The 20054-nt window shown below is 32.2% G+C and carries 16 protein-coding genes; 11 read left to right on the top strand and 5 right to left on the bottom strand.

Going from position 1 to position 20054, the window contains the following annotated elements:
• Positions 1 to 51: 51 nt before the first annotated feature.
• From ACTU6T_RS02110 to ACTU6T_RS02120, 3 genes are all read right to left on the bottom strand, one after another.
• Complete coding sequence (locus ACTU6T_RS02110; RefSeq protein ID WP_460219611.1) at positions 52 to 753, bottom strand: ABC transporter ATP-binding protein; 702 nt, start codon at positions 751 to 753, stop codon at positions 52 to 54.
• A 1-nt stretch (position 754) separates the two neighbouring features.
• A complete protein-coding gene (locus tag ACTU6T_RS02115; protein WP_460219612.1) occupies positions 755 to 1654 on the bottom strand; it encodes a hypothetical protein in 900 nt (299 codons plus the stop codon).
• An 86-nt stretch (positions 1655 to 1740) separates the two neighbouring features.
• A complete protein-coding gene (locus ACTU6T_RS02120; RefSeq protein ID WP_460219613.1) occupies positions 1741 to 2985 on the bottom strand; it encodes an efflux RND transporter periplasmic adaptor subunit in 1245 nt (414 codons plus the stop codon).
• 162 nt (positions 2986 to 3147) lie between these two features.
• On the opposite strand from ACTU6T_RS02120, the gene ACTU6T_RS02125 reads away from it, so the two are divergent.
• The 10 genes from ACTU6T_RS02125 (at position 3148) to ACTU6T_RS02170 (ending at position 16858) form a co-directional block, all read left to right on the top strand.
• Positions 3148 to 4518: a sigma-54-dependent transcriptional regulator gene (locus tag ACTU6T_RS02125; protein ID WP_460219614.1), complete on the top strand. Its 1371-nt coding sequence runs from the start codon at positions 3148 to 3150 to the stop codon at positions 4516 to 4518.
• Positions 4519 to 4520: 2 nt separating this feature from the next.
• A complete protein-coding gene (locus ACTU6T_RS02130) occupies positions 4521 to 5843 on the top strand; it encodes a sensor histidine kinase (protein WP_460219615.1) in 1323 nt (440 codons plus the stop codon).
• A 260-nt stretch (positions 5844 to 6103) separates the two neighbouring features.
• Positions 6104 to 6907: a helix-turn-helix domain-containing protein gene (locus tag ACTU6T_RS02135; RefSeq protein WP_460219616.1), complete on the top strand. Its 804-nt coding sequence runs from the start codon at positions 6104 to 6106 to the stop codon at positions 6905 to 6907.
• Between the two features lie 251 nt (positions 6908 to 7158).
• On the top strand, positions 7159 to 8931 hold the full coding sequence (locus ACTU6T_RS02140; RefSeq protein ID WP_460219617.1) for an AMP-dependent synthetase/ligase: 1773 nt from the start codon (positions 7159 to 7161) through the stop codon (positions 8929 to 8931).
• 100 nt (positions 8932 to 9031) lie between these two features.
• Positions 9032 to 9424: a hypothetical protein gene (locus tag ACTU6T_RS02145; RefSeq protein ID WP_460219618.1), complete on the top strand. Its 393-nt coding sequence runs from the start codon at positions 9032 to 9034 to the stop codon at positions 9422 to 9424.
• 122 nt (positions 9425 to 9546) lie between these two features.
• Positions 9547 to 10002, top strand: coding sequence for a MarR family winged helix-turn-helix transcriptional regulator (locus ACTU6T_RS02150; RefSeq protein WP_460219619.1), 456 nt, complete (start codon positions 9547 to 9549; stop codon positions 10000 to 10002).
• Position 10003: 1 nt separating this feature from the next.
• A complete protein-coding gene (locus tag ACTU6T_RS02155; protein ID WP_460219620.1) occupies positions 10004 to 12412 on the top strand; it encodes a 3-hydroxyacyl-CoA dehydrogenase/enoyl-CoA hydratase family protein in 2409 nt (802 codons plus the stop codon).
• Between the two features lie 4 nt (positions 12413 to 12416).
• Positions 12417 to 13607: an acetyl-CoA C-acyltransferase gene (locus tag ACTU6T_RS02160; protein WP_460219621.1), complete on the top strand. Its 1191-nt coding sequence runs from the start codon at positions 12417 to 12419 to the stop codon at positions 13605 to 13607.
• Positions 13608 to 13631: 24 nt separating this feature from the next.
• Positions 13632 to 15440, top strand: a complete 1809-nt coding sequence (locus ACTU6T_RS02165; protein WP_460219622.1) for an acyl-CoA dehydrogenase family protein — start codon at positions 13632 to 13634, stop codon at positions 15438 to 15440.
• A 188-nt stretch (positions 15441 to 15628) separates the two neighbouring features.
• A complete protein-coding gene (locus tag ACTU6T_RS02170) occupies positions 15629 to 16858 on the top strand; it encodes an alpha/beta hydrolase-fold protein (RefSeq protein ID WP_460219623.1) in 1230 nt (409 codons plus the stop codon).
• On the opposite strand, the gene ACTU6T_RS02175 is transcribed toward ACTU6T_RS02170, so the two are convergent.
• Together ACTU6T_RS02175 and ACTU6T_RS02180 are read right to left on the bottom strand one after the other, a co-directional pair.
• A complete protein-coding gene (locus ACTU6T_RS02175) occupies positions 16855 to 18279 on the bottom strand; it encodes an N-acetylmuramoyl-L-alanine amidase (protein WP_460219624.1) in 1425 nt (474 codons plus the stop codon). The genes ACTU6T_RS02170 and ACTU6T_RS02175 overlap by 4 nt on opposite strands.
• The gene (locus tag ACTU6T_RS02180; protein WP_460219625.1) at positions 18280 to 18660 is read right to left on the bottom strand and encodes a BlaI/MecI/CopY family transcriptional regulator; all 381 of its coding nucleotides are present in this window, start codon (positions 18658 to 18660) and stop codon (positions 18280 to 18282) included. It abuts the gene before it with no gap.
• 101 nt (positions 18661 to 18761) lie between these two features.
• Here ACTU6T_RS02180 and ACTU6T_RS02185 point away from each other — a divergent pair, with 101 nt between their 5' ends.
• Complete coding sequence (locus tag ACTU6T_RS02185; protein ID WP_460219626.1) at positions 18762 to 20048, top strand: nuclear transport factor 2 family protein; 1287 nt, start codon at positions 18762 to 18764, stop codon at positions 20046 to 20048.
• Positions 20049 to 20054 lie beyond the last annotated feature (6 nt).

Consider the following 20054-nt stretch of genomic DNA (forward strand, 5'->3'; position numbering starts at 1 on the left):
ATTTATTGTTTACTGTTCGTTTTTTGATTGATTATGATTGACTAAAAAATTTTACTGTACTAGAACATCTATATGATGTTTGTTTTCTTTTTCCGAAATAATCTCACCATCTTTCAAGGTGATTATTCGGCTCGAAAATTTAGCATCATATGATGAATGCGTTACCATAATTACAGTAGTACCTTGTGCATTGAGTTCTGTAAGCAACTCCATAACTTCATTACCATTTTTACTATCTAAATTCCCAGTTGGTTCATCTGCTAAAATTAGTTTTGGATTAGTCACTAAAGCTCTAGCTACAGCAACACGTTGTTGCTGTCCACCAGATAATTGCAATGGAAAATGCTTAGCCCTATGTGCAATACCAACACGTTCTAAAATGGTTTTAACACGGTCTTTACGTTCTGAAGCTTTTACTTTGTTATAGATTAATGGTAGTTCTATATTTTCGTACACAGAGAGTTCGTCAATGAGATTAAAATTCTGGAATACAAAGCCAATACTTTCCTTTCGCAATCCTGCGCGCTGTTTTTCATTATAATGTGCTACTTCTTCACCATCAAATAAATAACTTCCGTTATTAGGAGAATCAAGTAAGCCAATAATATTTAAGAGTGTTGATTTACCACAACCTGAAGTTCCCATTATCGACACAAACTCGCCTTGACTTACATTAAGGCTCAATTTGTTTAATGCTGTGGTTTCAACTTCTTCTGTTCTATAAATTTTAACTAAGTCTTTTATCTGAATCATGTTATTGTTCTTTATTATGAATTTTAAGTTTTATATAATCGTGTAGTTTAGTATAATTGTAACCTCTTTTTTGGGCGTTTTTTATAAACGTAGAGTTGACATTATGAATTTTAGCTTTCTTAATTTCATGGAGTGAAAAATCCTCAAAACCAAACTCCTGTAGTGATTTAACATCATCAACACTCACCTCATGAATTGCTAATTTCTTAATCATTTGTGGCGCAGCTTCTAATCCTTTTAATTGTTTCAATGCCTTAATATAATCCACTGAAATATTATGAATTGCAAAACTAGAAATCATATCTAAAGCTATTTCCTTATTAAAGAGTTTAGTGATATCTGTAATGTAATCCAAACTTGCATCATGATATACTAACCTTCCTAATTCTCTAATTGATGGTTGATACCCTAAAGCTTTTATTCCTAAAATATAATCTTTGGAAATATCACCTAAATATAGTTTGAAATAATACAACTCATCAGTAACATCAAAACCTTCTTGCTTCAAGAAATTCTCAAAAACGTCATGCCTTTGAAAGCTAAAAGTTCCACTTCCTTTATGTCCGTTAAATGCCCCTTTAAACCGAAGTGTTCCGGCCAAACGATCAATACTAAACTCTGAACTATCTTCAGTTAATATCTTGACACCTAAGGCATCAAAACAATTAACTATAAGATAAGTTTGTTTTCTATCATTTGTATGATCTGTAAACGTTACACAGATTGTATCGTCTTCAATCTTTGCTGTCCAAAACCCCTTATCAACATTAGTATAATCTTTATATTTATTAAAGGTTACAACATTTAATTTATTAGACCTATTTTGTTGTCCTGTTACTAAAATTGGAATACACAATATCAGGATTACGATTCGCATTTTAAGTTTGATTGCTGTTTTCATAATTTCTATTTTTTGATTAATGAAATACTACTATGAGTATAATTTTTATCGCTAGTAGCGTTAATAGTTGTATCATTTTATTCATTTTAATTAATATTCACTTCTTCCACATCTATAAAATCATCGTAACTCGATGTAATTATTTTGTCACCTTCTTGTAATCCGCTTAATACTTCATAATAAAAAGGGTTTTCACGACCAATTTTTATATTGCGTTTTACTGCTTTGTTTTCAGAATTTAATACAAAAGCCCATTTTCCGTTCGTACTCTGATAGAATAAACCTTTAGGAACCATAAGCGCTTTAGTATTTCCAGACAAAAACACTTTGGTTTGCAATGAGGTACCTCGCTTGATATTGTTTAAAGTAGAATCTTTAACAAATTTCAACTCCATTTCAAACTGTCCGTTAACTACTTCAGGATGAATTTTGGAAATACTTACATCTTGTTTTTGATTATTCGTTGACACTATACCCATAATACCTTCATTGAGCTTAGAACTATAATATTCATCAACTCTGGCCACCAATTTATAACCATTTAAAACATCAACTTTACCAACAGATTCTCCTTGATTATAACTTTGGCCCAGGTTAGGATTAAATGAAGACAACAATCCATCTACTGGTGCTTTTACAATAAAGTTCCCTTTATTTTGCCTTAATAATTCTAAGCTCTTTTGCATGTTTTTAATAGATTCATTAATTCGAGTCAATTGTACATTCCTATCTTTCTTTTCTTGAGACACACTTTGCTTTATTGCTTTATTACGTTCGCTTTGATATTTAAATTCTTGCACAGAAGACTCGTAATCATTCTTTGCGATAATATCCTTTTTATATAATGTAGTATCTATTACATATTGTCGCTTTGCATTTTTAAATGAATTGTCTATACTCAATAATTGCTCGTTAAGGTTCAATTGCTGATTTTTAATATTTACTCTAATATTTCTGAGGTTGTTTATTTGCTCTACAATAGCTGTTTCTTGTGTTAAATAATTTAACTCAGCATTGGGGTTATATACTCTTAACAAGGGGTCACCTTGCTTTACTATTTGGCCGCTCTCAGCAAATATCTCTGAAACTGAACCACCCTCAACAATATTAATTAGTACTGAAGTCTTAGGTTGTACAACACTATTAAATAATACAACATCTTCAAAGTCACCCTTTGTAACTTCGCGTAATGCCAAGGTTGTCTTATCTAAATTGACTTGCTTTTTTCTAGTCATGTTCAATACTGTAATTGCCAACACTACCAACACTAGAACACCTATCAATGTCATTTTTTTTACTCGTTTTTGTTTTGGTTGAATTTGCTTATCCATAACGTTTGTACTTTGTTTGATATACAACATGCCACAAATATGCCATGAAAGAATAAATTGTAATAAATTGATTTTCAGATTTTTAAAAAATCATACATTTTTCATAGTGTTCATTTTCGGACAATAATTTGTTCGTTTTCAAACAGGGTTGTAACTATGCATATGCGAAAAAAGGAAGCCAACATACTTTTAGTAGACGATGATGACGATATTTTATTCTCTGCAAGGATTAGTTTAAAAAAATTCTTCACACAGATTATTTCAACCAACAATCCGAAAACCATAAGTAATCATTTAACATCACAAACTATTGATGTTGTGCTATTAGACATGAATTATCGTATTGGCTTTGAAGATGGTAAAGAAGGCTTGTATTGGTTAAAACATATTAAAGAGGTTAGTCCCGAGACTACTGTTATTTTAATGACGGCATTTGGAAGTGTAAATCTTGCAGTAGATGCCATAAAACAAGGTGCCACAGATTTCATTCTCAAACCCTGGAATACTGAAAAGCTATATACTATAGTAAATGCTGGTGTTGAGCTCTCACGCTCTAAACGAAAAAACACACAATTAGAAACTGTAATAGAACAACAAAACACCGATTTTCATAAGCAAACGGAACATATTATTGGTACTTCCGCAACTATGAATAATGCAATAAGACTCTTACATAAAGTGGCGCCTACTGATGCAAATATTTTGATTTTAGGTGAAAATGGAACTGGAAAATATGTATTTGCAAAAGAAATCCACTTACAGTCTAACAGAAAGCATCATCCGTTTATTCATGTAGATTTAGGTTCTCTCAATGAAAACCTATTTGAAAGTGAATTATTTGGTTATGCAAAAGGCGCCTTTACTGATGCTCATAAAGACACACTTGGTCGCTTTGAATTGGCCAAAGGCGGTACCATTTTTTTAGATGAAATTGGCAACCTACCTTTACACTTGCAATCAAAATTACTAACCGTTATTCAGAATAAAAAGATAACTCGTTTAGGTGAGGCGACAGAACGAAACATAGACGTACGTATTCTATGTGCCACTAACGCCAATATTCATAAGATGGTAGAGAAACAAACCTTTAGACAGGATTTGCTATATCGTATCAATACTATAGAATTAGATTTACCTCCTTTGCGTGAACGTCAAGAAGATATATTACTATTAGCCAATCATTTTTTAAAAACATTAACACAGAAATATCGAAAACATATTATAGGTATTTCTAAAGAAGCTATTGAAGCTTTAAACACATACCATTGGCCTGGTAATATTAGAGAACTCGAACATATTATTGAACGTGCCGTTATCATTACCGATGGAAATGAAATTACTATTGAAGACTTACATTTTTCAACTAAAAAATTTGAAATTGCTTCAACTACAAATTTAAATTTAGAAGACACCGAAAAACTACTTATTAAAAATGCCATAGACAAACATCAAGGTAATATTAGTAAAGCAGCTAAAGACTTAGGCCTTACAAGAGCAGCCTTGTACAGACGTTTAGAAAAGTATAACTTATAAACATGAATAAAGGCGTTTACATTCAAACCATACTTAGAATCTTGTTCTTGATAGCAAACACTTATGCTTTATTCTATGTATTTGAACGTGGATTTACAATTTCATTAATTGTCTTTGGTATTCTATTCTGTTTCCAAATCCTAATGTTTTTAGACTACATAAAAGGTTTATTCCATGATGTAGAAAAATCGATCGATTGCTTATTATATGATGATTATTCTGTCTCTATACCTACCTATAAACGCAATAATTCGTTATACGACAAAACAGCTTTGCTTATTGAAAAACATAAAATGAGAGCCTTTGAACAATCTTCAGAACAATTAATTTTTACTAATATTATTGAAAGCTTAACCATTGGCATTCTTATTCTTAGAAGAGATAAACAGCAACACATTGATGTCTTTCAAATTAATGAAGCTTTTACCAGTTTTTTAAACATCCCAAAGTATTATAATTGGAATTTGCTTAAAGAAAAAATCACACCTCTTGTAAATTTAATTGAAAATTGGCAATCCTCACGTCATACTGTTTCTATAAATGTTAATGATAAAACAGAAGATTTCTTCCTAAAAACCTCAGCAACGCAAACCAATGAATTACAGTATCTAATCATCTCATTAGAAACCATTCAGCAACTTATTGACAAGAAAGAAAAAGAAGCATGGTACAAACTTATGAATGTGATGAGTCATGAAATCATTAATACAATAACACCTATTAGTAGCTTGGCCGAAAATCTTGAATCTTTGCTACAAGAAGATACTCCTGATGAAGTCACACTTAATGAACTATCACATGGCTTGGGCATCATAAAAAAAAGATCGCATCATTTAAATTCTTTTGTAGATACCTACAGAAAACTAACCGAATTACCTTTACCTAACAAAACAGAAATTAACCTTACCGATTTGGTTAATAACACACTCTCTTTATTTGAAAAAGAATTTAATACTAAGCAAATCTCAATTCATATAACAGCTAAAAAAGATTATCTAATTAATGCCGATAAACAACAAGTAGAGCAGATTATCATAAATTTAATCTCAAACTGCTTGTATGCTTTGGTTGACAGCAAAGATCCAAAAATTGAAATCCATATTTTTGAAGAAAACAAAAAAATAATCTTAAGCGTTTCTGATAATGGGATTGGTATTTCAGAAGATATTAAAGACAATATATTTATACCATATTTTACCACTAGAAAAAATGGATCTGGCATAGGTCTTACACTTTCAAAGAGCATTATGGAAGCTCATAATGGTAAGATTTTCTTTAATTCTGAAAACAACAAAACAAATTTCATACTATCCTTTATAAAATAAAACTCGTACATGTTTTTTACGCTAAATCTCCTAATAATTTAAGCCATAGATAACCATTATTCTTTACAGAATACAATACAATACAATACATGCAATCTACCTATAAGTTATTCAGAATATATAAAGGGCATTTACCTAATGAATCTAATCAAGATTCTGACACATATAAAATATTGAAAGATTAAATCCGTTTTTATTTCCAAAGCATATTTCCGTTATTCAATTTAATGTGTTAATTTACCTACAATTAATCCTTATTCATGACACTCAATTATTTTGATAATAGTGTTCCACACTTGGTGGAAGAATATTACCAGTTATCTTTTGATGATAATACTGTGCCATTTCAATCTACTATACTTCCAATAGGCCTTACACATTTGACACATATCTTCTATGGTGAGCAAAAAGCTGTTTTAAATTCGAATGAAATGCCATTAAAAAGCACCATAATTAGTGGTCAGTTTTTTAGATCCTACCAATTGCATTGTATGTCGGCATCAATGTCATTTGGAATTAGCTTTCATCCAACAGCCTTATTTAAAATTTTAAATACAGATATTTCTAAATTAGAAAACAAGCATATTTCATTACAAGAATTTCAACCAGAATTTTATACTAAAATTAAGCCAGTTTTTGAGAGTTTTTCAGAACCAAAAAAGATAGTGAAAAATTTAGACAAGTGTATTTCAAGTTTAAACCTTACTACCAATAAAAACACAAAAAACATAGATATAGCAATCGATTTGATTAAGAATAAAGAAGGTTTACTAAGTATTAATGAAATTTTAGACCACATTAATATTTCTCAAAAGACTTTAGAAACCCAGTTTAAAAAAATTGTTGGATTAACACCTGGAAAGTACGTTAGGTTATTTCGTTTTATTAAACTCATGCGTAAATACGAAAGTCAAGAAATAGCAATAAAAGATTTAATGTATATGTTTGACTATTATGATAGATCCCATTTTTCTAAAGATTTTAAACTTTTCATGAATGAATCTCCTAAATCTTATTTCAAAAAGGATTACCCATTAATGAAAGCTGTTTTTAAAAATAGTTAAGTATTTACGATTTTTTACACCATTATACAGGCAAGAAGTTTTAAATTTGCTTACTATTATGTTAATCTTGTCAGCTAATTAATATAGGGTTTATTAGTTTTAGTTATTTGTAGTATAAAATTAAAAGATTTACATTTTAGTAAAATTCAAAAAATTAAGGAGTTGTGTCATTGCAACTCCTTTTTTTATGAACACATTTGTAATTCGCTTATTATTTCATAATTTGCAATACTACAATCCTTTCAGAGACAATGACAGAAATAACGAGACTTTTCGATTTTCCCTATTATCAATTAGACGTTCACAATTTAGATGCCGCATTAGTCACAAAATATGACGGCAAATGGGTGAAAATGTCTACCAAAGAATACCTAGACAAAGCTAATGCTATAAGTAGAGCTCTATTAAAATTAGGTGTACAAAAAAACGATAAAATTGCTGTTATATCTAGTACGAATAGAACCGAATGGAACATTATGGATATAGGCATACTCCAAACTGGAGCTCAAAATATTCCAATTTATCCTACTATTTGTGCTGAAGACTATGAATACGTTCTAAATCACAGTGAATCTATCTATTGCTTTGTCTCAGATGTTGAAGTATATGAAAAAGTTAAAAAAGTAATAAGCAATACCAAGCTGAAAGAAGTTTATTCATTTAATCATATTGAAGGTTGCAAGCACTATTCCGAATTATTTGAACTCGGAAAAGATGAAAGCACCCAAGCTGAAGTTGAAGACAGAAAAAATAATGTTAATCCTCAAGATCTCGCCACTATAATCTATACTTCAGGTACTACTGGAAAACCAAAAGGCGTTATGTTAACTCATGATAACATAACAAGTAATGTATTAAATAGTATTCCTAGATTACCGCTTTCTGATGGAAATCCAAGAGTACTAAGTTTCCTTCCCATTTGTCATATCTTCGAACGTGTTCTTATTTATATATATCAGCACGCTGGTGTGTCAATTTATTTTGCTGAAGGTATTGACAAAATTGGAGATAACGCTAAAGAAATCAAGCCTAATCTCATGAGTGTTGTTCCTCGATTGCTTGAAAAAGTTTTTGATAAAATCATGCTAAAAGGAGAAGATCTTACGGGTATAAAAAAAGCATTGTTTTTTTGGGCTGTTAAATTAGGTGAACAATGGGAACCATATAGAAAGAATGGGGCGTGGTATGAATTCAAACTAAAAATTGCTAATAAGTTAATATTCAGCAAATGGAGAGAAGCCTTAGGAGGCGAATTAACTACCATGGTTTCTGGAAGCGCACCTCTTCAACCAAGACTCTCAAGAATATTTTGTGCAGCTGGAATGAAAGTCATGCAAGGCTATGGTCTTACTGAAACTTCTCCTGTTGTATCTGTTGAAATGTATAAGGATAATTATTTTAAAATTGGCTCTGTTGGAAAAGTCATAAATAATGTAGAAGTTAAAATTGCTGATGACGGTGAAATCTTAATTAAAGGTCCCAATGTAATGAAAGGTTATTTTAAAGATCCTGAAAAAACAGCAAGCGTAATGACTGGTGATTATTTCCACACTGGCGACAAAGGTGAAGTTGATGCTGATGGGTTTTTAAAAATTACAGGACGTAAAAAAGAAATGTTTAAAACTTCGGGCGGTAAATATGTAATCCCTCCACTTATTGAAAATGAAATGAAGCAATCGCTTTTCATAGAACAAATCATGGTTGTTGGAGAAAGCGAAAAAATGCCTGCTGCTATCATTCAACCAAATTTTGATTTTGTTAGAGATTGGATTGACCATAAAGGTCATAATATTGGAACATCTGATGCCGAAATAGCAAATTCAGACTTAGTTATTAAACGTATTCAGAAGGAAATCGATAAGTATAATAAACATTTTGGAAAATGGGAACAAATCAAACGCTTTGAACTCACTCCAGATGTATGGTCTATCGACGGTGGTCATCTTACACCTACTATGAAAATGAAACGAAAAGTTATTAAAGACATTTATCAAGACCTTTATGATAAAATTTATCGCAACTAACTCGATTGCTTTATTTTTATAAATAGCATTGGATTTTTGTTGATTTTTTAATTTTTATGTTAAAAATTGTATTTTTAGCAATCTAATTAAATCAATAATTATGAAAACAAAAACTTTTGTTGTTGCAGGTCTTATTGGTGGCATAATAGATTGGCTATTAGGCTGGTTATTTTATGGAATTTTATTTGCGGATACCTTTCCGCAACCTCAAGAAGGTACTAATGCGATGTTATTTATTACACTTGGCTGTTTTACTTTTGGGTTCTTTATTTCTTATATATTTAATAAGTGGGCACAAATTACGACTTTGGCAACAGGTGCAAAATCAGGAGCTATAATTGGTCTCTTTATGGGATTGATTACAATATTCTTTAACATGGCCAATCAAACTGAAATAGATTATCAAAGATATGGATTAGAATTAATTATATCTATTGTTATGGCTGCAGGTGTAGGTGCTATCGTAGGTCTTATAAATGGTAAAATAAAATAAAAGCAATCATACATGTATAGAAGCGTTTCTATTCGAAACGCTTTTTTTATTCATTAATTTTAAACAAAATACTATGCATGCATAGTATTTTTTTATTATCTTTGGGTTTCTAAATTCAAAATATGAAGGACAAAACGATCGATTACGTACTTCGCACCACTTGGTTAGCCGTCAATAAGATGTATAATGAAGAGGCTTCACAATTTGGAACAACCATGGCTACAGGATTTGCACTGCTTAGTATTGATCCAGAAAACGGAACTCCTTCCACTTCACTTGGACCAAAAATGGGTATGGAAGCAACTAGCCTGTCACGTACACTTAAGACCATGGAAGAAAAAGGCCTAATTATTCGTAAACCAAATCCAGAAGATGGCCGAGGTGTATTAATTCACCTTACCGAATTTGGCAGAGAAAAAAGAACATACTCTAGAGAAAAAGTACTCACATTTAATGAGACGATTAGAGATAATGTTTCTGAAGAAGAACTGGTTAATTTTTATAAAGTTGCAGAAGTCATTAATAATATGATTTCAAATAAACAGATATACAATCAAAAAGAACACACCTTAAAATAAGATGAGTACACGAAGAATTAAAAAAATCGCCATTATTGGTTCTGGAATTATGGGTAGCGGTATAGCTTGCCATTTTGCTAATATTGGTGTTGATGTTTTATTGTTAGATATTGTTCCAAGAGAACTTAATGATAAAGAGAAAGCAAAAGGTTTAAATCTTGAAGATAAAGTAGTGCGAAACCGTTTGGTTAATGATGCGCTTACAACTTCTATTAAATCAAAACCTGCTCCACTTTACCATCCCTCGTTTAAAAATCGTATTACTACTGGTAATTTAGAAGATGATATTGCTAAGGTAGCAGATGTAGACTGGATTATGGAAGTTGTAGTTGAACGATTAGACATCAAACAACAAGTATTTGAAAAACTAGAACAGCATCGAACTCCAGGAACACTAATTACATCTAATACTTCCGGTATTCCAATAAAGTTTATGAGTGAAGGAAGAAGTGAAGATTTCCAGAAACACTTCTGCGGAACACATTTCTTTAATCCTGCGCGATATTTAAAATTGTTTGAAATCATCCCAGGCCCTAAAACTGATGCTACAGTTTTAGAGTTCTTAAATGGATATGGTGAACAATTCTTAGGAAAAACATCGGTTATTGCTAAAGACACACCTGCATTTATTGGAAATAGAATTGGAATCTTTAGTATCATGAGTCTATTTCATGCTGTTAAAGATTTAGATTTAACCATTGAAGAAGTTGATAAATTATCTGGACCAGTTATTGGTCGTCCAAAATCAGCGACCTTTAGAACCGTGGATGTGGTTGGCTTAGATACTTTAGTTCATGTAGCTAATGGAATTAGAGAAAACTGTCCTAATGATGAGCGACATGAGCTTTTTCAATTACCAGATTTCATCAACACCATGATGGAGAACCAATGGTTAGGAAGTAAAACCAAACAAGGATTCTATAAGAAATCTGTTTCAGCCGAAGGAAAAAAGGAAATCTTATCATTAGATCTTAATACTTTAGAATACAGAGGAAAACAACGCGCAAAATTTGCAACCTTAGAGCTTACTAAAACTGTTGATAAAGTTGTTGACCGTTTCAAAATATTAGTAAAAGGAAAAGATAAAGCAGGAGAATTCTACAGAAAGAGCTTTGCTGCGTTATTTGCTTATGTGTCAAATCGTATTCCAGAAATCACAGACGATTTATATAAAATTGATGATGCGATGAAAGCTGGTTTTGGATGGGAACATGGTCCTTTTCAAATATGGGATGCCATTGGTGTGGAGAATGGAATCGAAATGATGAAAGCCGAAGGACTAGAGCCTAATTCTTGGGTAAATGATATGTTAGCAGCTGGGAGTTCGTCATTCTATACTGTTAAAAATGGTGCAACCTATGCTTATGATATACCTAAAAAATCTCAAGAAAAAATACCAGGTCAAGACAGCTTTATCATTTTAGATAATATTAGAAAAACTTCTGAAGTATATAAAAACTCTGGTGTTGTTGTTGAAGATTTAGGAGATGGAATCTTAAATGTAGAATTCCAATCGAAAATGAATACTATAGGTGGTGATGTATTAGCTGGTCTTAATAAAGCTATTGACATTGCAGAAAAGGATTTTGCTGGATTAGTAGTTGGAAATCAAGGAGCTAATTTCTCGGTAGGCGCCAACATTGGCATGATTTTCATGATGGCAGCAGAGCAAGAATATGATGAGTTAAACATGGCTATTAAATATTTCCAAGATTCGATGATGCGCATGAGATACTCATCCATACCAACCATCGCTGCACCTCACGGAATGACACTTGGTGGTGGATGTGAGTTATCTATGCACGCTGATAAAGTTGTTGCAGCTGCCGAAACATATATAGGACTTGTAGAATTTGGTGTTGGTGTAATTCCAGGCGGTGGAGGTTCTAAAGAAATGGCTTTACGAGCCCAAGATACCTTCAGAAAAGGAGATGTTGAATTGAATGTACTTCAAGAATATTTCTTAACCATCGGAATGGCTAAAGTAGCTACATCAGCATATGAAGCTTTCGATTTAGGAGTTCTTCAGAAAGGAAAAGATGTAGTAGTAGTCAATAAAGACCGCCAAATTGCGACGGCAAAAGCACATGCGAAATTACTAGCTGACGCTGGATACACCCAACCAGTAAAGCGCAAAGATGTTAAGGTTCTTGGAAAACAAGCACTAGGAATGTTCTTAGTAGGTACAGATGCCATGAACGCAAGTAACTACATTAGTGAACATGACCAAAAAATTGCCAATAAATTGGCATATGTGATGGCTGGAGGTGATCTTTCTGAGCCAACTTTAGTTAGTGAACAATATTTATTAGACCTCGAACGCGAGGCGTTCTTATCCTTATGTACTGAGCGTAAAACATTGGAACGTATTCAACACATGTTAAAAACAGGTAAACCTTTAAGAAATTAAAACAATGAAACAAGCATATATAGTAAAAGCATATAGAACAGCTGTTGGTAAAGCACCAAAAGGTGTGTTCCGTTTTAAAAGAGCTGATGAATTAGGTGCAGAAACCATTCAGCATATGATGAAAGAATTACCAAATCTTGATGTCTCTAGAATAGATGACGTTATTGTTGGAAATGCAATGCCAGAAGGTTCTCAAGGGTTAAATATGGCACGATTTATTTCTTTAATCGGACTTAACAGTGTTGATGTACCAGGTGTAACTGTTAATCGTTTTTGTTCTTCAGGAATAGAAACCATAGGTATTGCCACTGCAAAAATTCAAGCCGGAATGGCAGATTGTATTATTGCAGGAGGTTCTGAAAGTATGAGCTCAGTTCCTATGACAGGATTTAAACCTGAGCTTAATTATGATACGGTAAAAGCAGGACATGAAGAATATTATTGGGGAATGGGTAATACTGCAGAAGCTGTTGCCAATCAATTCAAAGTGTCACGTGAAGATCAAGATGAATTTGCTTATAATTCACATATGAAAGCTTTGAAAGCGCAAGCTGAAAATCGTTTTCAAGATCAAATCGTTCCTATCAATGTTGAGCAAGTGTATATTGATGCAAATGGTAAAAAAGCGACAAAATCATATACCGTAACAAAAGATGAAGGTCCAAGAAAAGGAACAAACAAAGAAGCATTAGCAAAATTGCGAGCTGTGTTTGCTGCTGGAGGAAGTGTTACTGCCGGGAACTCATCTCAAATGAGTGATGGTGCTGCATTTGTTATGGTTATGAGTGAAGACATGGTAAAAGAGTTAAATATTGAACCAATAGCGCGATTAGTGAACTATGCTGCTGCAGGTGTGGAACCGCGTATTATGGGAATTGGACCAGTTAAAGCAATTCCGAAAGCATTACAACAGGCCGGATTACAACAATCTGACTTAGAGTTAATAGAATTAAATGAAGCTTTTGCTTCACAATCATTAGCGGTCATAAGAGAATTAGATCTTAATCCAGATATTATTAATGTTAATGGTGGTGCCATTGCACTCGGTCATCCATTGGGTTGTACTGGAGCAAAATTATCTGTACAATTATTTGATGAAATGCGTAAGCGTGACATGAAAGGCAAATATGGTGCAGTAACCATGTGTGTTGGAACGGGTCAAGGTGCCTGCGGAATATTCGAATTTTTAAATTAAAAAAACAAAATACAAGTATATAAAATGGAAGCAACTGAAAAAGATATCCTACGTGGTGGTCAATTCCTAGTAAAAGAAACTAAATGCGAAGACGTTTTTACTCCTGAAGACTTTTCTGAAGAACAACGAATGATGAAAGAGGCTGTAATGGAATTCAACGAACGTGAAATCATTGCACATAAAGTTAGATTTGAAGCTAAAGATTATGCATTAACCGAAGAGGTTATGGTTAAAGCAGGGCAGTTAGGCTTTTTAGGTGTTGCAGTACCTGAAGCTTATGGTGGATTAGGAATGGGATTTGTATCTACTTGTTTAACATGCGACTATATCTCTTCTGGAACAGGTTCATTTAGTACTGCTTTTGGTGCGCATACAGGAATTGGGACAATGCCAATTACCTTATATGGAACTGAGGAACAAAAGAAAAAATATGTGCCAAAATTAGCAACAGGAGAATGGTTTGGAGCTTACTGTCTTACAGAACCAGGTGCAGGTTCTGATGCAAACTCTGGTAAAACAACTGCCGAGCTCTCAGCAGATGGGACATCTTATAAAATTAACGGACAAAAAATGTGGATTTCAAATGCAGGGTTCTGTAGTTTGATGATTGTTTTTGCTCGTATAGAAGATGATAAAAATATCACAGGTTTTATCGTAGAATATGATGGTGAAAATCCAAATGGAATTACTCTTGGTGAGGAAGAACACAAATTAGGTATTAGAGCTAGCTCAACGCGTCAAGTATTTTTTAACGATACTATAGTGCCTGTTGAAAACATGTTAGCTGGTCGTGGTGAAGGGTTTAAAATTGCAATGAATGCACTTAATGTTGGTCGTATTAAATTAGCTGCTGCTTGCTTAGATTCTCAAAGACGTATATTAACTACTGCTGTTGAATATGCTAATGAACGTAAACAGTTTAAAACACCAATTTCAGATTTTGGAGCTATAAAAGTCAAGTTAGCTGAAATGGCTACAAGTGCTTATGCTGGAGAGTCTGCAACATACAGAGCTGCTAAAAACATTGAAGATCGTATTGCGATTCGTGAAGCCTCTGGAAACACACATCAAGAAGCGGAGTTAAAAGGTGTTGAAGAATATGCCATAGAATGCTCTATTTTAAAAGTTGCGGTTTCTGAAGATGTACAAAACGCTGCAGATGAAGGGATTCAGATTTTTGGCGGTATGGGGTTCTCTGAAGAGACACCTATGGAAGCTGCCTGGAGAGATGCTCGTATTGCACGTATTTATGAAGGAACAAACGAAATCAATAGAATGCTTTCTGTTGGTATGTTAGTTAAAAAAGCGATGAAAGGTCATGTTGATTTATTAGGTCCAGCTCAAGCTGTTCAAGAAGAATTAATGGGTATTCCTTCTTTTGAAACTCCTGATTATTCAGAATTATTTTCAGAAGAAAAGGAAATGATTAAGAAACTTAAGAAAACCTTCTTAATGGTTGCTGGTGGTGCTGTACAAAAATATGGTCCTCAATTAGAAGATCACCAACAATTACTTATTGCTGCTGCTGATATCTTAATTGAAATTTATATGGCAGAATCTGCAATTTTAAGAACAGAAAAAAATGCTAAACGTTTTGGTGAAGAAGCTCAATCTGTTCAAATCGCAATGTCAAAGCTTTACTTATACCACGCAGTAGATATTATAGAAGAAAAAGGAAAAGAAAGTATCATTTCTTTTGCTGAAGGTGATGAGCAACGTATGTTATTAATGGGACTTAAACGTTTTACGAAATATCAAAATTATCCTGATATTGTTGATTTACGTAATGAAATTGCTGAAAAAGTAAAAGCAGAAAATAAATACTGCTTTTAAAATATTTAGTTGAGTTGTCAATTTAAATGCAACCATTCCCTATAACATAACATGTAGGTTGTGTATAAACTGACAATATTGTTTTTAAAATTTAAGGCTAATTCAAATTTTCTAAACAATGAAAGCCAATTCTGTGGTGGAATTGGCTTTTTTATTTTTACTATCTTCGAATGTAAAATACAATAACTATGACATCCCTTTCTAAAACTTGTTTTCTTATTTGTTTTATCATTTCTGGTCTTCTTTTCGCTCAAAATGTCTCTATTGGCCAACGTCATAGCTTTAATTCTGAAATATTAAACGAAGAACGCTCTTACCAAGTCTATTTACCGCCTAGTTATTACACAAATCCTGACGCCAATTTCCCTGTAGTTTATCTATTAGATGGAGATTATAATTTTCATTATGATAGTGGTACCATTGAGTTTTTATCTAATTCGGCATTTACCATTCCAGAACTCATATTAATTGGAATTTCTGATAAAGGAAGTACAAAACAATTAGAAAATAGCAATCCACAAAAAAATGCTGACAATTTTATTAAATATATACAATCAGAATTAAAACCACTTATCAATGCATCCTACCGAACAACAAACTTAGATATACTTGTAGGGCATTCAAAATTTGGACTATTTGCAACACATTATTGGATGAAAAACTCTAATGATTTTGACATGTATTTAGCTATAGATCCGTCCTATTGGTTTAATGAGTATGAGATTGTGAAACGTTTAGAGAGCGAATTCAAAAATGGGTTTGTACCTAACGCAAAACTTTTTATTGCTCAAGCTAGCACAAAAGATATGGGTATTGATGAATTAGTTGTTGTGCTAAAGAAAGAAGATCCAGATAACATCTATTGGCAACTTAATGCTTATCCTAATGACAATCATGGTTCGCTACATGTTAAAGCTATCACTGATGTATTAAATACTATATTTGATGGTTGGGATTTAGATCGTGACACTTTTTATACGTTTAAAAATGGAAACGAAGTTGTGAACCATTATAAAACATTGAATGATAGATATGATTCAGAATTTCTATTACCTTGGTATAGCTTAGGAAATATCACATACTATTACTTGCGTAACAAACAACTAGATAATTTAAAGCTTATAGAGGATGGAATAAAAGCTCATTTTCCTGCTAGTCTAGAAGAATATTACATACAATTAGCAAACACTTATTTAAGTTTTGAAATGACAGAAGATGCCGAAAAACTATTTAAAACTTGCCTGTTTTCAAATCCTAAATCTTTTAAAGCGATGGAAGGTTTGTCAAAAATTGCAGTTCTAAAAAAAGATATTAAAACTGTAAATTCCTATTTAGAGCAAGCAATCTCTATAGCTAAAGAACAACACGTAAGACAATATTATTTAAATATTTTAGAGTCTCAATTCCAAAAAGATTAAAATCTAGTCTTTATTTTACTGGCCTTAAACAATCCATCATATAGACCTTTGGCAATATCGTTCTGGTGCTCTAAATCATTAAGTCTTGTTTTATCTATATCATTAGTCAAAAAACCAAGTTCCATAACTACAGCTGGACAGTCAATATCTTTTAAAATTTTAAAACTTGCCGTTTTCATATCACCCTTATCTATAATTTTACTATTTAATTGTTCGTCTAACAACAACCATCCATATCCAAACGAAACCAATTGATGCTTGCTATTATCAGTAACAAAAATTTCTACACCATTCGCATCAGGCTTTGGAGCTGCATTACAATGTAAACTTAACAAAAAATCTGGTTGCAGCTCATTTACAAATCTAACTCTATCCTTTAAGCTAAAAAATTCATCTTTATCTCTTAATGTGATAATTTTCACTTTATCATCACTTAATTGTGCCAATGCATTTGAAATATTCAGCACAATATCTTTTTCATTTTGATGACCTGAATCCTTACCACCATGAGCAGCATCTACGACAACAATAATAGGTTTGTTTAAACTTTTAAAAGAACTAAAAATGAATACTCCGGAAAATAATAATAACGCAAATGTGATTTTTAATGAGCGTTTTAAAACTGTTGATTTTGATTGATGTAACATAATGATTCTGTTTTTGATTTGAATGAAATTAAACCCGCTACTTAATGGAATGCGGTGTTCCGTAAGACCTGAACTAATAATAGTTTGAGAATAATTATTAATATCTATTCCTGATTGTACTGTATAACTGTCAGCAATAAACTCGTGATTTTGAACAATAACGTTTCTATACAACCAAACAAATGGATTAAACCAAAGGATACATATAATTATTTCAGTGATTAAAATATCTAAACTGTGTTTCTGCTTATAATGAATAAGTTCATGCTGTAACATTAACTTTGAATAGTTCTCATCATCAAGGCTATCAGAATTAACAAATAAAAAATTAAAGAAACTAGATACATTTTTATTATCATTTGTCTTTATCACCCTCAAACCATTTATTTCCGAATACTGTCGTTGAGTAAGCTTAAAAATAGTAATCAAATTCCTGAAAAATCGTATAGCAAAGCATACAGAGATTCCTAAATATATATACCAAATAATATCATAAAATGTATAACTAGGTCTTTTAATTTCTGTAACAGAAACACCATTCATAACTTGATGTGATATTACATCATCATCTGAAGGTTGAATTGAAATTTCAGTAATACTTGGAACAGTTTCAAACAATTCAATTTCTAAAATTGGAGCTATTAAACACAATAGTAATGTTACAATAAGGAAACCACGATTAAATTGAAAAGTCTTTTGTTTTTTTAAAACAAAGTGGTAAACCAAATAAGAACCACCCAAACTCACCAAAGTGTAAAACATGTAGTCAATCATTTATTTCTTTTTTTGATTAATTTTTTCTTGTAATAGTTGCTGTAATTCTTCTAATTCGGTAACAGATAAATCTGCATTCTTAGTAAAAAAAGATGCAAATTGAGATTTTGAGTCATCAAAAAAATGTCTAATCATACCATTAACTTGCTTTGAGAAGTAATCGTTTTTTTTCAAAATAGGATAGTATTGTTTGTCTCTACCTAACCTATCAAAACCTATATAATCTTTATCACACATACGTTTAAGCAAGGTTGAAATAGTCGTATAAGCTGGTCTAGGCTCTGGAAATTGTTCTACAATATCTTTCATGAATCCTTTATTTAGAACCCAAAGGTATTTCATGATTTGCAACTCCGATTTATTTAATTGTTTTATATCCACAAATATAGTTTTAATACTACAAATGTAGTAATAAAATTCACATATCCAAATTTTTCACAATAGGTTTAAAACTTTTATATCTTTATACTAAATCTTATTTTATGAAATTCTTAAACTCTTTCTTATGCATATTTGTATTAGTTTTTAATATAAATGCACAATCTAATACCGAAGTATTTTTGTTCGATTTAGACACTAACAATTCTAAAATTGAATTGAGCAATAGCAAAAACCTTTCTAATAATGAAGGTTACGACAATCAACCCTCCTTTTTAAATGATCGTTATATTTTGTTTGCCTCTACAAGAAATGGTCAAACAGATATCGCTAAATACGATATGCGTTATGATTCAAAATCATGGCTCAACTTTACAGAAGGCGGAGAATACACACCATTAAAAATTCCAAACACCAATGAAGTGTCTGCTGTAAGACTAGATAAGGATGGTCTGCAGCGCTTATATGCATATAACATGAGTAATGGTGACTCCAGAGAATTAATCAAAGATATGGTTGTAGCCTATTACACTTGGGCGAATGAGCATACTATTGTTTCTGCCGTTATTGAAAATGACGATCTCAATTTATATGTGTCAAATCTTCAAAATGGCACTAATACAAAACATCAAAATAAAGTTGGACGTTCCTTTCATAACATTCCAAATTCCAACTTAGTAAGTTATATTTCTAAAGACAATGACAACCAATGGCAAATTAAATCTTTAAATCCAGCTACTGGAGCCACCAAAGTGATCGCAAATACAATTGCAGGTGTTGAAGATATTTGCTGGTTAAACAACAAAACTATACTATCTGGAAAAGATAATATCTTATACAAATTAACTTTACAACGTGATAATGATTGGAAACAAGTTGCAGATTTATCGTCTAGTGGTATCACAAAAATTACACGATTATCTACTAATCCTGAAGGTTCAAAATTATTAATCGCAGGAGACCTCAACGCCACAGCTACAACGACTGAAGAATCTTCAGAAACCACATCAGATTCAGACTCAAATAGTACAGAAGAAGCTTCAACAGAAACCAATACTAATGTTTCTGAAGTTGAAGCCATTGTACAACGAAATCTCGATGCCTATAACGCTAGAGACATTGATGCATTTATGGCCGATTATGCCGATGACGTTAAACTTTATGCTTATCCTAATACCTTACAAACAGATGGCAAAGAGGCCATGAGAAAAGGCTATCAAGATTGGTTTAATCGCGTTAAAGATTTGAGAGCGTTTGTTAAAAAACGTATCGTATTTGGTAACAAAGTTATCGATGAAGAACAAGTTACTGCCAATGGAAAAATTTTAAATGCTGTCGCCATTTATGAGGTTGAGAATGGGAAAATTGTGAAAGTAACATTCATGCAATAAATTCAT

The organism is Psychroserpens citreus, assembly GCF_055686305.1.

What these genes read in the sequence shown, in the direction of transcription:
- ACTU6T_RS02145 (WP_460219618.1), top strand. Translation starts at nt 9,032, where the DNA reads ATGAAAACAAAAACTTTTGTTGTTGCAGGTCTTATTGGTGGCATAATA.
- ACTU6T_RS02140 (WP_460219617.1), top strand. Translation starts at nt 7,159, where the DNA reads ATGACAGAAATAACGAGACTTTTCGATTTTCCCTATTATCAATTAGAC.
- ACTU6T_RS02165 (WP_460219622.1), top strand. Translation starts at nt 13,632, where the DNA reads ATGGAAGCAACTGAAAAAGATATCCTACGTGGTGGTCAATTCCTAGTA.
- ACTU6T_RS02120 (WP_460219613.1), bottom strand. Translation starts at nt 2,985, where the DNA reads ATGGATAAGCAAATTCAACCAAAACAAAAACGAGTAAAAAAAATGACA.
- ACTU6T_RS02155 (WP_460219620.1), top strand. Translation starts at nt 10,004, where the DNA reads ATGAGTACACGAAGAATTAAAAAAATCGCCATTATTGGTTCTGGAATT.
- ACTU6T_RS02135 (WP_460219616.1), top strand. Translation starts at nt 6,104, where the DNA reads ATGACACTCAATTATTTTGATAATAGTGTTCCACACTTGGTGGAAGAA.
- ACTU6T_RS02110 (WP_460219611.1), bottom strand. Translation starts at nt 753, where the DNA reads ATGATTCAGATAAAAGACTTAGTTAAAATTTATAGAACAGAAGAAGTT.
- ACTU6T_RS02170 (WP_460219623.1), top strand. Translation starts at nt 15,629, where the DNA reads ATGACATCCCTTTCTAAAACTTGTTTTCTTATTTGTTTTATCATTTCT.
- ACTU6T_RS02160 (WP_460219621.1), top strand. Translation starts at nt 12,417, where the DNA reads ATGAAACAAGCATATATAGTAAAAGCATATAGAACAGCTGTTGGTAAA.
- ACTU6T_RS02130 (WP_460219615.1), top strand. Translation starts at nt 4,521, where the DNA reads ATGAATAAAGGCGTTTACATTCAAACCATACTTAGAATCTTGTTCTTG.
- ACTU6T_RS02150 (WP_460219619.1), top strand. Translation starts at nt 9,547, where the DNA reads ATGAAGGACAAAACGATCGATTACGTACTTCGCACCACTTGGTTAGCC.
- ACTU6T_RS02125 (WP_460219614.1), top strand. Translation starts at nt 3,148, where the DNA reads ATGCGAAAAAAGGAAGCCAACATACTTTTAGTAGACGATGATGACGAT.
- ACTU6T_RS02115 (WP_460219612.1), bottom strand. Translation starts at nt 1,654, where the DNA reads ATGAAAACAGCAATCAAACTTAAAATGCGAATCGTAATCCTGATATTG.
- ACTU6T_RS02185 (WP_460219626.1), top strand. Translation starts at nt 18,762, where the DNA reads ATGAAATTCTTAAACTCTTTCTTATGCATATTTGTATTAGTTTTTAAT.
- ACTU6T_RS02175 (WP_460219624.1), bottom strand. Translation starts at nt 18,279, where the DNA reads ATGATTGACTACATGTTTTACACTTTGGTGAGTTTGGGTGGTTCTTAT.